This window comes from Halopiger djelfimassiliensis, assembly GCF_000455365.1.
GTDB lineage: Archaea > Halobacteriota > Halobacteria > Halobacteriales > Natrialbaceae > Halopiger_B > Halopiger_B djelfimassiliensis.
The window spans coordinates 922423-934636 of sequence record NZ_HG315684.1 but is presented as its reverse complement, the minus strand read 5'-3'; the positions used below and the strand labels follow the sequence as shown (position 1 = coordinate 934636).

The following is a 12214-nucleotide window of genomic DNA, read 5'->3' as shown; positions in this document are numbered from 1 at the left end:
CACAGCCTTCCGGTTTCGCTTGCGCCCGCGCTGTGTTGCGGGTTTCCTCCGCCGGTGTGGGTTCTCAAGCGGTTACTGCTAATTCCATATATCGATATTTGATTTATAGGGTGGACGACACGGACCATCCGGAACACGGTCCGATGACGGCTGGGCGTCGATTCTCGAGCGAAAGCGGTCCGGAGACGGCTCGTCCGGGTAGCAGTCAGGCGCTTACTCCTCGTCGGTCCAGAAATCGAACGACCGCCCGGGCGCGAACACGTCGAGGCCGACCGCCAATTCGTCCCCGTCGTTTGCGACCCGGTGGCGCTCCCACGCGTCGAGCCAGACCGAGTCGTACTGCTCGAGCGTAATCTCCTCGTCTTCGGTTGCGACCGTCAGCTCCCCCTGCAGACAGAGACAGACCTGTTCGTTCTCGTGGTCGTGCATCGGGGAGCTGTGGCCGGGCGGTTTCTCGAACCACTCGAAGGAAAAGCGGTCGCTGCCGGCCAGCGAGACGCGTCGCCACCCCTCGTCGGGTTCGTACGTCTCGGCGTCGTCGAACTCGACCGGCTTCATAGGTTCGCCCCCGTGGATCCGCCGTCGATCAACACGCTCTCGCCGTTGATGAATCCCGACAGCGGCGACGAGAGGTAAGCGACGGTGTTGCCCAGTTCCATAGGTTGGCCGACCCGCTCGAGCGGGTTACTCGCCCAGTCGGCCAGCCCCTCCTCGTAGGAGTCGTAGTCGCCGCGGTCGACGGCCTGCTCGACGAGTTCCTCGATGCGTTCGGTTTCGTGTGGGCCGGGTAACACCGCGTTCGCTCGCACGTCGGGGGCGAACTCCTGCGAGAGGGTTTTCTCGAGTCCGATAACGCTCATTCGGACCGCGTTCGACAGCACGAGGTCGTCGATGGCCTCCTTGACGCTTCTCGAGGTGATGGTCACGATCGTTCCCTGTTCGTCCCCCTCGCGGAGGTGGGGTTCGGCCTCGCGTGCGAGACGAACGACGCTCATCACGAGCAGGTCGTAGGCGTCGTACCAGTCCTCGTCGTCGGTCTCGAGGAACGGTCCAGACGGCGGGCCGCCGGCGCTGGTCACGAGGTGATCGAGGCCGCCGAACTCCTCGACGGTCGTCTCGACCAGCCGCTCGATGTCGCCCTCGTCGGTGAGGTCGCCCTGCTGGGCGACGACGTCCCCCGAAGCGACCGCCTCGACGTCCGCCTTCGCGTCCGCCAGCCGATCGGCGTCGCGACCGTTGATGACGACGTTTGCCCCCTCTCGAGCCAGCGCTTTCGCCGACGCCTTACCGAGACCGCTCGAGGATGCCGTTACGAGCGCCGCGTTGCCGTCGATACGAAGGTCCATGTGGTCCGTACTCCCCGACGACGACGAAAAAGATTTGGTTGCGGCACCGCTTACTCGAAGGCTGCCGTTCCGTCCTCGAACGCGAGCCGTTCGTGCTCGAGCACGGAAACCCCCGCTGGAAGCGTCTCGAGGACCGGCTCCGAGACGCGGAACTCCGCGAGATCGGTTGTGTTCTCGATCCAGACGATCCTGACGGTATCGGGGTCGTATCCGCCGAGTGCGTTTAGTGCGACCCGGAACGCGAGTTCGTCGTCAGGGACGACCGGTGGCAGTCGCACTTTCGCGAGCGAGCCGCTCGTTAGCGCGTTCGCGTAGGTTTTTCGGAGATCGAGCTGTTCGACCGCCTCGCGCCGGGTGAGATCGGCCAACCCGATCCCGTTGCCGTTCCCGTGTGTCTCCGCGGTGAGTCCGCGGGCGTAGATCAACTCGATCGACGGTCGCTCGGGGTCGGGCGCGTTGCGGACGCGATACCGGCCGATCACGTTCGTGTCCATCCCCGCGCCGGAGATCTCCTTGCCGAGTTCGTCGACGACCAGCAGATCGATGTCGTCGACCGGGAGCGTCGCCATCTCCGCCCGTGCCCGCTCGAGGAGGGCGGGTTCGCGCTCCTCGAGCGAGTCCGCCGGAATCGCCTCGACGTGGCCGATCCGTTCGTGGAAGTTCTCGACGACTGCGAGGCCGCCGAGCAGCGGTACCGACTCCCGGATGGTCCCCAGTAACGACTCGATCGTCGGCACGTATCCTTCCTCGAGCGCCGTCGCGTGAAACGCCTGCGCGCCACGTTGTTTACCGAGGCCGACCGTGAGCATCTTACAGAGGCCGCTTTCGATCCGGCCGGTGAAGTTCGTATGCGGTTTGATCCGGTTTATCACCAGGACGGCGTCGGCCTCGAGCGCTGCGGTCGCGAAGAAAACCGGCGTCGCGGTGGCCCCGACGTCGACGGTCCCGACCCTCTCGACGGCCATCCGCGCATCGATCGGGGCTCCGGCGGTCCGTTCGGTGATCCCGAGCGTCTCGAGCACCTCGCGTTGCCCGTCGGGGGTCGCCCCGCCGTGGCTCCCCATCGCCGGAACGATGACGGACTCGAACCCCCGATCCTCGAGGAACGAAACCGTCGCCGCGGTAATCTCGTCGATCGCGTGGATCCCCCTGCTCCCGACGCCGACGGCGACCGTCGATCCGGGCTCGAGGTCGGCAAGGGCCAGCCCTTGCAGCTCCGACCGCGTCGCAGCCGACGGGTCCGAAAGCGTTTCCGCGGACGGCTCGTAGCTGACTCGAGCGAACGACGGGAGCGGCTGTGGCTCGATGAGGTCGTCGAGGTCGTCCCGATCGGGAAACTCCATAGGGCAGCTACTGACGGCCCGCATATATCGTTGGCGAGGCCCGATGTGGCCTCGAGCCGACACACCGTTGCGTTACTGGCCGGCCGCGACGGTTCGGCGGGCGAACCGGCGAACGTGGGACGTGTACGCCGCCGGCCGGTGGAGATTACAGATGTGGCCGACGTCCGCGAGTACCTCGACGCGACCGTTCTGAGCGGCGGCCGCGTGGGCCTGCTCGCCGCGGCGCATGATCGTGTCGTTTTCGCCGTTGAGCACGAGCGTCGGACCGGGATACGTCGACAGCGCAGTCCGGAAGTCCCGGCCCGCGATATCTGGTCCGGCCTCCCCGAACGGTTTCGGGTAGAAGCCGGCCTCGATGATCGCCGTTTCGATGTCCGACGGGAGGTCGCGGTTGCGAACCCACCGCGTCGCGACCCACTCGACGCCGCGTTTGCCGAGATCCGGTTTCGTCACGAGTCGCGCCAGTCCGCCGGTCGCTCGCGTCAGCAGTTCCAGCCCTCGAACCGGGTTCGCGCTGCTTCCGGACAGTACCAACCCGTCGACGTCGCTGGGATGGCGATGGGCGTACTCCGTCGCGACGTAGCCGCCAAGCGAAAGCCCCACGAGAATCGCCGTCCCGTCGGTGTCGTTTCGGATTACCTCCCGGAGCTGGGCGACCGCCGGCTCGAGCTGGAAGCGTTCGTGCGCTCGCGTTCCGTGTCCGGGCAGGTCCGGGGCGACGACGCGAAACTCCCCGGCAAGGTCACGCCGCTGTGGCAGCCACATCTGTCGCGTCATCACGGCCCCGTGAACGAACACGATCGCCTGTGCGTCCGCCGGGCCGTCAACGTCGACGTTTCGCTCGAGTTCGCCAGATCCGCTCATACCGTCTTTCCGACGACGATGACCTTAGTGCTCGGGCCGGCATACAACGGCGAACGGAGCGTTCGGTTCCCCGCGGGTTCGTAATCGGACTCGAGGACGCCGTACAGCCGAACCAAGTCCGTGGTCCTTTCTGCCCTACTGTAAACCCTATCCCGCGATACAAAATAACGGTGGCAGCGCGCTCGGCACCCGTCTCGAGGCTGGCCCAGCTGGCCTCCTGCTACGAGCACCGAGTCTCGGGAGGACGATACTTCGTTCTGTTGGTTAGGAGAGGTGACGGAGTAGTTCCTCAGTTACCTCTTCCCGTTCATGATGGACCCAATGTGATGTGTCAGGGTACATCCGTAACTGCCCGTCCTCACAGTAGTCGACGCTCTTTCGGGCCATCGAGGGGACGAGCGCGATGTCGTCTTTTCCCCAACAAATCAGCGTCGGCTGGACAACGGTGTCGCGTGGTGGACCGTCCGACCGTCGGAACCCACGATACCAGTTTATCCGCGGTCCGACCCCGGTGTGGCACCAAGCCGCCCGGTAGCGCTGGATCGTTTCTTCGTCGAACGTTCCAGGGTTTGACGTTACTTCGAGCGCAGTAACCATCATCTCTGCATCGTTCCGGCCCAGTAGCCATTCGGGTAGCGCTGGTAGCTGATAGAACCACACGTACCAGCTCCGGGCAAGCTGTCGGGGACTGGATCGGACGACGTTTCGGTATACCGTTGGATGTGGGACATTCAAGATTCCGAGCCGGTCGACGAGGGATGGCCGACGGAGTGCAACGTTCCAGGCGACGAACGCGCCGAAGTCGTGCCCGACAACGTGTGCCGACTCCCGTCCCTCGCTGTGGATCAATTCGCAGACGTCTGCGGTGAGTTCCGCGATCCGATAGGAATCGATTCCGTCGGGAGCGGCGCTCAGATTGCACCCTCGCTGGTCAGGGACGACAACCCGGTAGCCGGCTTCGACGAGCGAACTGATCTGGGCGCGCCAGCCGTACCAGAAGTCGGGATGTCCATGCAGCAAGACGACCAGTGGCGCGTCGGGATCGCCCGCGACAACGACGTGTAGTTGGACGCCATTAACGCTGCGATAGGTGGATTCGACGCTCTGATCGGCGAGTAACGATGCATCAGTAGCCGGGCGTGATTCCGTGTCCGTCATCAGTAGTGGTTTGCAACGACAACCCGTTCCAGTAGTTGTGGCATCTGCACTGACAGTCACCGTGTGACAGGTGAGAATACCGGACAGCGCTGAATATGGTTACTGCCGCAGTCATCGGGTTCTTTTTAAACAGTCGTCCCGATTCGAACCATCTCAGCGAACGATTTCGCTAAACACACGTGCTTCGACTTTTCGAAGATGTTCGCCCACCGTCGCAGGAGCGATCCCGACGACCTCGGCAATGTCCTCGAGTGTCGCTTGGCGAGGGACGGTATAATATCCCAGATCAACTGCCACCTCTAGCACTTCCTCTTGTCGAACTGTGAACATCCTGCTGAACGATGATTCGGTGGGGTCGTACTCACCCATCTCGAGGATCTCCGCCGTGATCGATTCGACATCCTTGATATCTTCGAGCAGTGTTTCGAACGTCTCGTCACTTCCCAGGCATGTCACCTTGAGAAAGCCATCGGAAGTAAAGTAAATCGGCGTCTCAATCACCAGCTGTGAATCCCGCTGTAGCTCCAGCGCTCGGCGAGTCCCCGCTGTCGGTGTAAACTGACTCACAGCCAGCCAGCGGTCATCTCCGGAGAGAAGATACTCGGTCACATGCGGCGAATCCGTCATAATTTGCTTGTAGCGATCCAGGTCGCCGCTCGCCTCGGCACATAGCAACACGCTATCATCAGCGAGCAGCTCGACGTGATGAATGGCTCTCCGCTTGATAGAAGGTGCGGCCGCCAACTGCCTTCCGAGTGGATGGAATGCACTCCCTTCCTTCGGTTTGACGAGAACCGTGAGATACCGCATACGATGACTTCGAGTGGGATCGCTTAAAGTTGTGTCTAGAGAACACATCCGGGATGAAACCGGTTCTGAAGGCCCGGATCAACAGCGAAAGCGATTCGGGATGACGTCGGTGCGGCCGCCAACGGCCGTTTCACCGCCACCGAATCCGACTCGAGGTCGGGCAGCCCCCGACTCGAGCAGCCGGAAGTGACACGACCGTTTCGAAACGGTTACGTTCTTGCTCGAGAGACGAACGTTCGTACTCGACCGACGGTGGCGTACTGCGGTTCGACTCCGCGGGTCGGCATTGAGGCGGCCACAGCGGCGGGGAAACACCCGTACCCATCCCGAACACGGACGTTAAGCCCGCCAGCGTCCCGGCAACTACTGGAGTGGGCGACCCTCTGGGAACGTCGGCTCGCCGCCTCGCTATTCATTCCTCGTATCACCGTCAGGCCAGCGGCTCGTAGCCCGCATCGCGGATCGCATCCGAGAGGTCGTCCGCCGATACGTCATCCGTGACGACGACATCGACCGTCTCCGCCTCGTGGTGGGCCTCCACCCGCGTTACGCCGTCGACCGTCGTAAGCGAGTGCTCGATGGTTCGTTCGCAACTCTCACACGACAGGCCCGCGACCGATAGCGTTACGCGCTCCATGCGCAGTGTTATCATCTCAACGCGAAAACGGTTGCGCCGATGCCGATTTCCGGATTATTCGACCGATCCCGGTATCCGAGGAGCGCGGACGCTTACTGGTCGGCGTCAGGATCGTGGTCCCGATTTTCGTCCGCCGTTCGTCGGCCGGTGTCCGATCGTCGGCGTTCGTCGCCGTTCCGTCCGGCGTCCGTATCGGGGTGTCGACCGGGGCCGGACTCGGGTTCCGTCACCCGCGCGGCCGGGTCCATATCCTCGGTCGTCGCCTCTCGTCCCCGCTCGATTTCGGCATCGGTGCGACGGTGCTCGTCGTCGGGATCGATCGAGGCGTCCGTTCGCCGGTGTTCGTCGGTGGGGTCGACGGCCGCGTCGGTCCGTTCCTCGAACTGGTCGGGGCGGACCTCGATGTTCGGCTCCCGATCCCGGGTGGTGTCTCCTGTACGGGACTCGCGATCGGGTTCGGAATCGGACAGGAGATCGCCCTCGAGCCGTACCGCATCGTCGGTGACCGCGCGTATCGCGTCGGGATCGAGCGGCAGCGGATCGTCGGCTCGGCTCTCCCAGCCAAGCGAGGATTTGATCGACTCTACGGCTCCGGGTTTCGGTCTGACGTGGGCGATCCCCTCGTCGACGCTCGCGACGACGCCGACCACCTCTCCGTCGGCGTTTTCGACGCGTTTTCCCACGTCGTCGTCCGTTATGGAGCCACACATATCGCGGCAGTATCGCCACTCGAGACAAGCCAGTGGTGCCTGCAACGGCCGGCCGGCGCGCCAGTGCGGACGAAGGCGACCGTGCTCACGACGACCCGGTGTCCGGGTCCCGTTCGACCGCCGACTCCGTTCGTTCGTCGGAGATGTCGGTCCGCGTCGAGTCGTCGCTCCCTTTCGGTTGCGGCCGGTCTTGCGGGTCGCTGATACCCTCTTCGAGCCGGATTCTGGTGTCAGTGATCTCGAAGACCGAATCGGCCTCCAGCAGGAAGGACTCCCCGATGTCGCTCCAGCCGAGTCGTGCCTTGAGCGTCTCGACGATGTCGGGGTCCGGTTCGACGCGAGCGGTTCCGTCTTCCTCGATCGTCGTCACGCGTCCGAGCGCCGTTCCGTCGGCTTTTTCGACGGTTTTGCCGACGTCATCGTCCGTAAACGAGGGTGCCATCGTTCGGACCGTATCACCACTCGCGACAAGCCGGTAGTGCCTGCATTCGCCACGCCGGAATCGGACGACTTCACGAACGATCGGCGTTCGTGTCCCGATGTGGTGGCCGATCCACAGGCTTTTGCACGTATGACCGAAACCGCCGGTATGTCACTGGAAGACGAGTCGCTCGAGTACCACGAGCGGCGACCGCCCGGCAAGACCGAAACGCGGACGACGAAACCGACGAACACGCAGCGGGAGTTGAGTCTGGCGTACTCCCCCGGGGTCGCCGGTCCCTGTCGGGCCATCGCCGACGACACTGACGCGGCCTACCGGTATACGGGGAAGGGGAATCTGGTCGGCGTCGTCTCCAACGGCAGCGCGGTGCTCGGGTTGGGCGACATCGGTCCGCAGGCGTCGAAACCGGTTATGGAAGGGAAGGGCGTGTTGTTCAAACGCTTCGCCGATATCGACGTGTTCGATATCGAACTCGACCACGACGATCCGGACGCGTTCGTCGAATCGGTCGCCGGGATGGAGCCGACGTTCGGCGGGATCAACCTCGAGGACATCGCGGCCCCGGCGTGTTTCACCATCGAGGAGCGACTCAGAGAGCGGTTGTCGATCCCCGTCTTCCACGACGACCAGCACGGGACTGCGATCATCAGCGGCGCGGCGTTGGTGAACGCCGCCGACATCGCCGACAAGGATCTCGAGTCGCTGAAGGTGACGTTTGCCGGCGCGGGGGCCGCGGCGGTCGCGACGGCCCGGTTTTACGTCTCGCTGGGCGTCCGGCCGGCGAACATCACGATGGTCGACATCGACGGCATCCTCACTACCGAGCGTGCAAAAGCGGGCGAGTTGAACCCGTACAACCGCGAGTTCGCTCGCGATATCCCGGAGGGGGACCTCGCGGACGCGATGGTCGACGCGGACGTCTTCGTCGGCCTCTCGGTCGGGGGCATCGTCGACGAGGAGATGATCCGATCGATGGCCGGCGATCCGATCGTCTTCGCGATGGCCAACCCCGACCCCGAGATCGGGTACGAGCGGGCGAAAGCGGCGCGCGAGGACACGGTTATCATGGCCACGGGACGGTCGGATTATCCCAATCAGGTCAACAACGTCCTCGGCTTTCCCTTCATCTTCCGTGGCGCGCTCGACGTCCGCGCGACCGAGATCAACGAACAGATGAAAGTCGCCGCCGCGAGGGCGCTCGCCGATCTCGCCCGGAAAGACGTCCCCGACGCCGTACGCGAGGCCTACGGCGATCAACCCCTCCAGTTCGGTCCCGAGTACATCATTCCGAAGCCGATGGACCCCCGCGTACTGTTCGAGGTCGCGCCCGCCGTCGCACGGGCCGCGATCGACAGCGGCGCGGCACGGACGACACTCGAGCGCGAGCCGTACGTCGAACGCCTCGAGGCGCGACTGGGGAAATCCCGCGAGATGATGCGTGTCGTCCTCAACAAGGCAAAGAGCGATCCGAAGCGCGTCGCCCTCGCGGAGGGCCACAACGAGAAGATCGTCCGCGCGGCACACCAACTCGAGGAGCGAAACGTCGCGGAGCCGGTGTTGATCGGGAACGGCGAGCGCATCGAGCGCATCGCCGATGATCTCGGACTGGCGTTCGATCCCGACGTGGTGGATCCGACGGCCGAACCGTACGAGGAGTACGTCGACGCGCTCTACGAGCGCCGCAAGCGCAAGGGGATCACGCGAACGGAGGCCGAGGAGTTCATCCGGGACGGCAACTACTTCGCGTCGGTCATGGTCGAGCGAGGCGACGCCGACGCGATGTTGACGGGGTTGACACACCACTATCCGTCGGCGCTGCGTCCGGTGTTGCAGGTGATCGGGACGGCTGACGGCGTCGATCACGCCGCCGGCGTCTACATGCTGACGTTCAAAAACCGCGTGGTCTTTCTCGCCGACGCGACGGTCAATCAGGATCCCGGCGCGGAGACGCTCGCGGAGGTGGCCCGTCACGCGGCCGACATCGCGCGCCGGTTCGACGTCGACCCGCGAGTCGCGTTGCTGTCGTACTCCGATTTCGGCAGCGTCGACAACGAGGGAACGCGAAAACCGCGACGCGCGGCCGAACGGCTCCGGACGGATCCCGACATCGACTTTCCCGTCGACGGCGAGATGCAAGCCGACACGGCCGTCCTCGAGGAGACGCTTCAGGGGACCTATGAGTTCGCGGCCCTCGACGAACCGGCGAACGTGCTCGTGTTGCCGAACCTCGAAGCGGGCAACATCGCGTACAAACTCCTCCAGCGGCTGGGCGGGGCCGAGGCGGTCGGACCGATGCTCGCCGGCATGGCGAAGCCGGTCCACGTCCTCCAGCGCGACGACGAGGTCAAGGACATCGTGAACCTGGCCGCGGTTGCGACGGTCGAAAGCCAGCAGTCGGACTATAGTAGCCACTGAAAGTCACTACACACCCGATCGCACGAGGGCTGTGCGATCGGTGTGTGAGTCGTGTCAGTTGTTACTGGAGCCGGACGCGATAGATACATTCCGCTCTTCCCGATAGGTTCCCGCATGGTCGATATTCGGTTTCGACGCCGCGGTGACCTCGCTCGCTCTGCCACCCACGACGTTGCGCTCGAGTGTCTCCGTGCGGGAATCGAAGCCGCTCACCCCGACGCTCTGGTCGACGAGACGATCGCCGTCCGGGACGGGATCCTCGTCGTCGAAGACGTCTCGGGAACGACGGTCGAGTACGATCTGGAGGCCGTCGACGGCGTCGTCCTCGTCGGCGGCGGCAACGCGGCCGGACACGTCGCGAGCGCGATCGAGCGCGAACTCGGCGAGTGGCTGACCGAGGGAGTTGTCGTCACGGACGACCCGGCGAGCACCGCGGTCGTCGACGTGGTTCCCGGGGAGCATCCGGTACCGAGCCGGGACGGGGTCGAACACACCCGTCGCGTCCTCGATCTCGCGGAGCGGGCCGGGGAGGACGATCTCGTCCTCGCGGCTATCACGGGCGGTGGAAGCGCGTTGCTTTCGGCCCCGGCGTCGCCGCTTTCGCTGTCGGACCTCCGGGCAGTGACCCGGGAACTGCTCGCCTGCGGAGCGACGATCGACGAGATCAACGCCGTCCGGAAACACTGTTCGGCGATCAAGGGGGGTCGACTCGCCCGTATCGCAGCCCCTGCGACCGTCGCGACGGTCGTCCTCAGCGACGTCGTCGGCGACGACCCGAGCGTGATCGCCAGCGGGCCGACCGCTCCGGACCCGTCGACGTACGCGGACGCGCTCGCGGTGCTCGAGCGGTACGACCTCGCGGTTCCCGACGCGGTCGTGGAACGGTTCCGGGCCGGCGATGACGGCGATCGGCCGGAGACGCCGACGGCGGCCGATCCGGCGTTCGATCGAACACATACTCACGTCATCGGGAACGGCCGGACTGCCCTCGAAGCGGCCCGTGCGGTCGCTCGCGACCGCGGATACGATCCGGTCGTCCTCTCGGCGCGCGTTCGCGGGGAGGCCCGGGAGTCCGCACTCACCCACGTCGCTATCGCCGAGGAGTGTCGCGAGACCGGCAACCCGGGTTCCCCGCCGGCGGTGTTCCTGTCTGGCGGCGAGACGACGGTCACGCTCGGCGACGACTACGGACGCGGCGGGCCGAATCAGGAGTTCGTCCTTCGGGGCGCGGTCGCACTCGAGGACGAGGGGATCGTCGTCTCGAGCGTCGACACCGATGGGAGCGACGGCGCGACCGACGCCGCCGGCGCGATCGCCGACGCGACGACGGTCGAGGACGCGGCCGGTCGTAACGCGCTCGCGCGAAACGACGCGTTGCCCGTTCTCGAGGACGCAACCGCCGCGATCAGAACGGGACCGACGGGGACCAACGTCAACGATCTTCGCGTGATCGTCGTCGACTCGTCGCCCGGGTGACTGCGATCCCGGCGGGATCGGCCTCCTCTCGAGCGACCGTCGCGACGCCACGCCGGCGGCTCGAGTACATCAATATCTGGATACGTACTGGGATCTCCCTCAAGCCAAAGTATTCTCTCGAGGGTGATCGACTCGCGTTCGAGTACCGGACGGCGACGCCCGGATCGGCTGGGGATCGAACCCGCGGCTCATTACGCCCGTATTGCTGTAAACACACCCTCGTGCGGAACGTTTTTTACGACGAGTACCGACCTTTCGGGTAGTGACTGATACTACTCTCGACGCGTCGGGAGCGACGTGTGGGTGCAAGGTCGGACGCGTCGCCGACCGGTACGGCCTCGTGGGGCTCGACGACGAACTCGTCAGCTACTGGACCGACCGAACGGACGAGCGCTACAGCACCCGGGACCTCGCCGAGCACGTGAACCAGCGGGTCCTCGAGTCGGCACTCGACGATGCGGGCCTGCAGTACAAGGACGGCGAGGTCGAGAACACCTACCGGCTGCTCACCAGCGACGACGTCAGCAGCGGGACGCGGGTCCAGACCCGAAAGGAACTCGAGCGCGACGGAATCGACGTCGAGGACGTTCAGGGCGATTTCGTCTCCCATCAGACGGTTTACAACCACCTGACGAACTGTCTCGAGGCCTCGCTCGAGTCCCCGAGCGACGAGGAGCGACTCGAGCGCAGTCGGGACAAGTTAGGGGCGCTCCGGAACCGAACCGCGGCGGTTACCGAGGATACCGTCGACCAGCTTCAGCGCAGCGACGTGCTCGATATCGGGGAGTTCAACGTGCTCGTCACCGTCTCGGTGACCTGCGAGGACTGCAAGCAACAGTACACGATCAGGGATCTCCTCGATCAGGGCGGCTGTGACTGTCAGTCGACGACAGAGTAACCGGCCACGCGGTCGGGTTGAACGAGGGTCCTTGCACGTCATCGTTGCCCTCCCTGTTCCGAAACTCCTCATGCAGCGATACTGCTACGGTTTCTGGTAGTTACTCGATCGGACA

The 12214-nt window shown here is 64.7% G+C and carries 12 protein-coding genes and 1 rRNA gene; 4 read left to right on the top strand and 9 right to left on the bottom strand.

Annotated elements, in window-relative coordinates; translation table 11 throughout:
• Positions 1-213: 213 nt before the first annotated feature.
• The 6 genes from TX80_RS04580 to TX80_RS04555 all read right to left on the bottom strand — a co-directional run bounded on the left by TX80_RS04580 (position 214) and on the right by TX80_RS04555 (position 5521).
• Complete coding sequence (locus TX80_RS04580) at positions 214-558, bottom strand: cupin domain-containing protein (RefSeq protein WP_049921757.1); 345 nt, start codon at positions 556-558, stop codon at positions 214-216.
• Complete coding sequence (locus tag TX80_RS04575; protein ID WP_049921756.1) at positions 555-1346, bottom strand: SDR family oxidoreductase; 792 nt, start codon at positions 1344-1346, stop codon at positions 555-557. The genes TX80_RS04580 and TX80_RS04575 overlap by 4 nt, the downstream gene beginning before the upstream one ends.
• 50 nt (positions 1347-1396) lie before the next feature.
• A complete protein-coding gene (locus TX80_RS04570) occupies positions 1397-2689 on the bottom strand; it encodes a DUF362 domain-containing protein (protein WP_049921755.1) in 1293 nt (430 codons plus the stop codon).
• A 72-nt stretch (positions 2690-2761) separates the two neighbouring features.
• Complete coding sequence (locus TX80_RS04565; RefSeq protein WP_049921754.1) at positions 2762-3553, bottom strand: alpha/beta fold hydrolase; 792 nt, start codon at positions 3551-3553, stop codon at positions 2762-2764.
• 264 nt (positions 3554-3817) lie between these two features.
• Positions 3818-4711: an alpha/beta fold hydrolase gene (locus TX80_RS04560; protein WP_049921752.1), complete on the bottom strand. Its 894-nt coding sequence runs from the start codon at positions 4709-4711 to the stop codon at positions 3818-3820.
• Positions 4712-4864: 153 nt separating this feature from the next.
• Positions 4865-5521 carry a helix-turn-helix domain-containing protein gene (locus tag TX80_RS04555; protein ID WP_049921751.1) on the bottom strand — a complete coding sequence of 219 codons (657 nt, stop codon included), beginning with the start codon at positions 5519-5521 and terminating at the stop codon, positions 4865-4867.
• A gap of 287 nt (positions 5522-5808) precedes the next feature.
• Between TX80_RS04555 and rrf the strand changes: the two genes are divergently transcribed.
• Positions 5809-5930, top strand: a 5S ribosomal RNA gene (gene rrf / locus TX80_RS04550).
• Between the two features lie 21 nt (positions 5931-5951).
• On the opposite strand, the gene TX80_RS04545 is transcribed toward rrf, so the two are convergent.
• From TX80_RS04545 to TX80_RS04535, 3 genes are all read right to left on the bottom strand, one after another.
• Complete coding sequence (locus TX80_RS04545) at positions 5952-6158, bottom strand: heavy-metal-associated domain-containing protein (protein ID WP_049921749.1); 207 nt, start codon at positions 6156-6158, stop codon at positions 5952-5954.
• Between the two features lie 92 nt (positions 6159-6250).
• Positions 6251-6868 carry a hypothetical protein gene (locus tag TX80_RS18500; protein ID WP_081661438.1) on the bottom strand — a complete coding sequence of 206 codons (618 nt, stop codon included), beginning with the start codon at positions 6866-6868 and terminating at the stop codon, positions 6251-6253.
• A gap of 85 nt (positions 6869-6953) precedes the next feature.
• Positions 6954-7310, bottom strand: a complete 357-nt coding sequence (locus TX80_RS04535; RefSeq protein ID WP_049921748.1) for a hypothetical protein — start codon at positions 7308-7310, stop codon at positions 6954-6956.
• A gap of 147 nt (positions 7311-7457) precedes the next feature.
• Here TX80_RS04535 and TX80_RS04530 point away from each other — a divergent pair, with 147 nt between their 5' ends.
• The 3 genes from TX80_RS04530 to rdfA all read left to right on the top strand — a co-directional run bounded on the left by TX80_RS04530 (position 7458) and on the right by rdfA (position 12099).
• Positions 7458-9725 (top strand): NADP-dependent malic enzyme, encoded by a 2268-nt coding sequence (locus TX80_RS04530; protein WP_049922205.1) that lies wholly within the window; start codon positions 7458-7460, stop codon positions 9723-9725.
• A 114-nt stretch (positions 9726-9839) separates the two neighbouring features.
• Positions 9840-11201, top strand: a complete 1362-nt coding sequence (locus TX80_RS04525) for a glycerate kinase type-2 family protein (RefSeq protein WP_049921746.1) — start codon at positions 9840-9842, stop codon at positions 11199-11201.
• Between the two features lie 262 nt (positions 11202-11463).
• Entirely contained in the window at positions 11464-12099 is a 636-nt protein-coding gene (gene rdfA, locus TX80_RS04515; protein ID WP_049921740.1) for a rod-determining factor RdfA, read from the top strand.
• Positions 12100-12214: the final 115 nt, after the last annotated feature.

Excerpts from the sequence above, each read along its gene's own strand:
- TX80_RS04535 (WP_049921748.1), bottom strand. The coding sequence starts at position 7,310 with ATGGCACCCTCGTTTACGGACGATGACGTCGGCAAAACCGTCGAAAAA.
- TX80_RS04575 (WP_049921756.1), bottom strand. The coding sequence starts at position 1,346 with ATGGACCTTCGTATCGACGGCAACGCGGCGCTCGTAACGGCATCCTCG.
- TX80_RS04555 (WP_049921751.1), bottom strand. The coding sequence starts at position 5,521 with ATGCGGTATCTCACGGTTCTCGTCAAACCGAAGGAAGGGAGTGCATTC.
- TX80_RS04560 (WP_049921752.1), bottom strand. The coding sequence starts at position 4,711 with ATGACGGACACGGAATCACGCCCGGCTACTGATGCATCGTTACTCGCC.
- TX80_RS04580 (WP_049921757.1), bottom strand. The coding sequence starts at position 558 with ATGAAGCCGGTCGAGTTCGACGACGCCGAGACGTACGAACCCGACGAG.
- TX80_RS04565 (WP_049921754.1), bottom strand. The coding sequence starts at position 3,553 with ATGAGCGGATCTGGCGAACTCGAGCGAAACGTCGACGTTGACGGCCCG.
- TX80_RS04570 (WP_049921755.1), bottom strand. The coding sequence starts at position 2,689 with ATGGAGTTTCCCGATCGGGACGACCTCGACGACCTCATCGAGCCACAG.
- TX80_RS04525 (WP_049921746.1), top strand. The coding sequence starts at position 9,840 with ATGGTCGATATTCGGTTTCGACGCCGCGGTGACCTCGCTCGCTCTGCC.
- TX80_RS04530 (WP_049922205.1), top strand. The coding sequence starts at position 7,458 with ATGTCACTGGAAGACGAGTCGCTCGAGTACCACGAGCGGCGACCGCCC.
- TX80_RS18500 (WP_081661438.1), bottom strand. The coding sequence starts at position 6,868 with ATGTGTGGCTCCATAACGGACGACGACGTGGGAAAACGCGTCGAAAAC.
- TX80_RS04545 (WP_049921749.1), bottom strand. The coding sequence starts at position 6,158 with ATGGAGCGCGTAACGCTATCGGTCGCGGGCCTGTCGTGTGAGAGTTGC.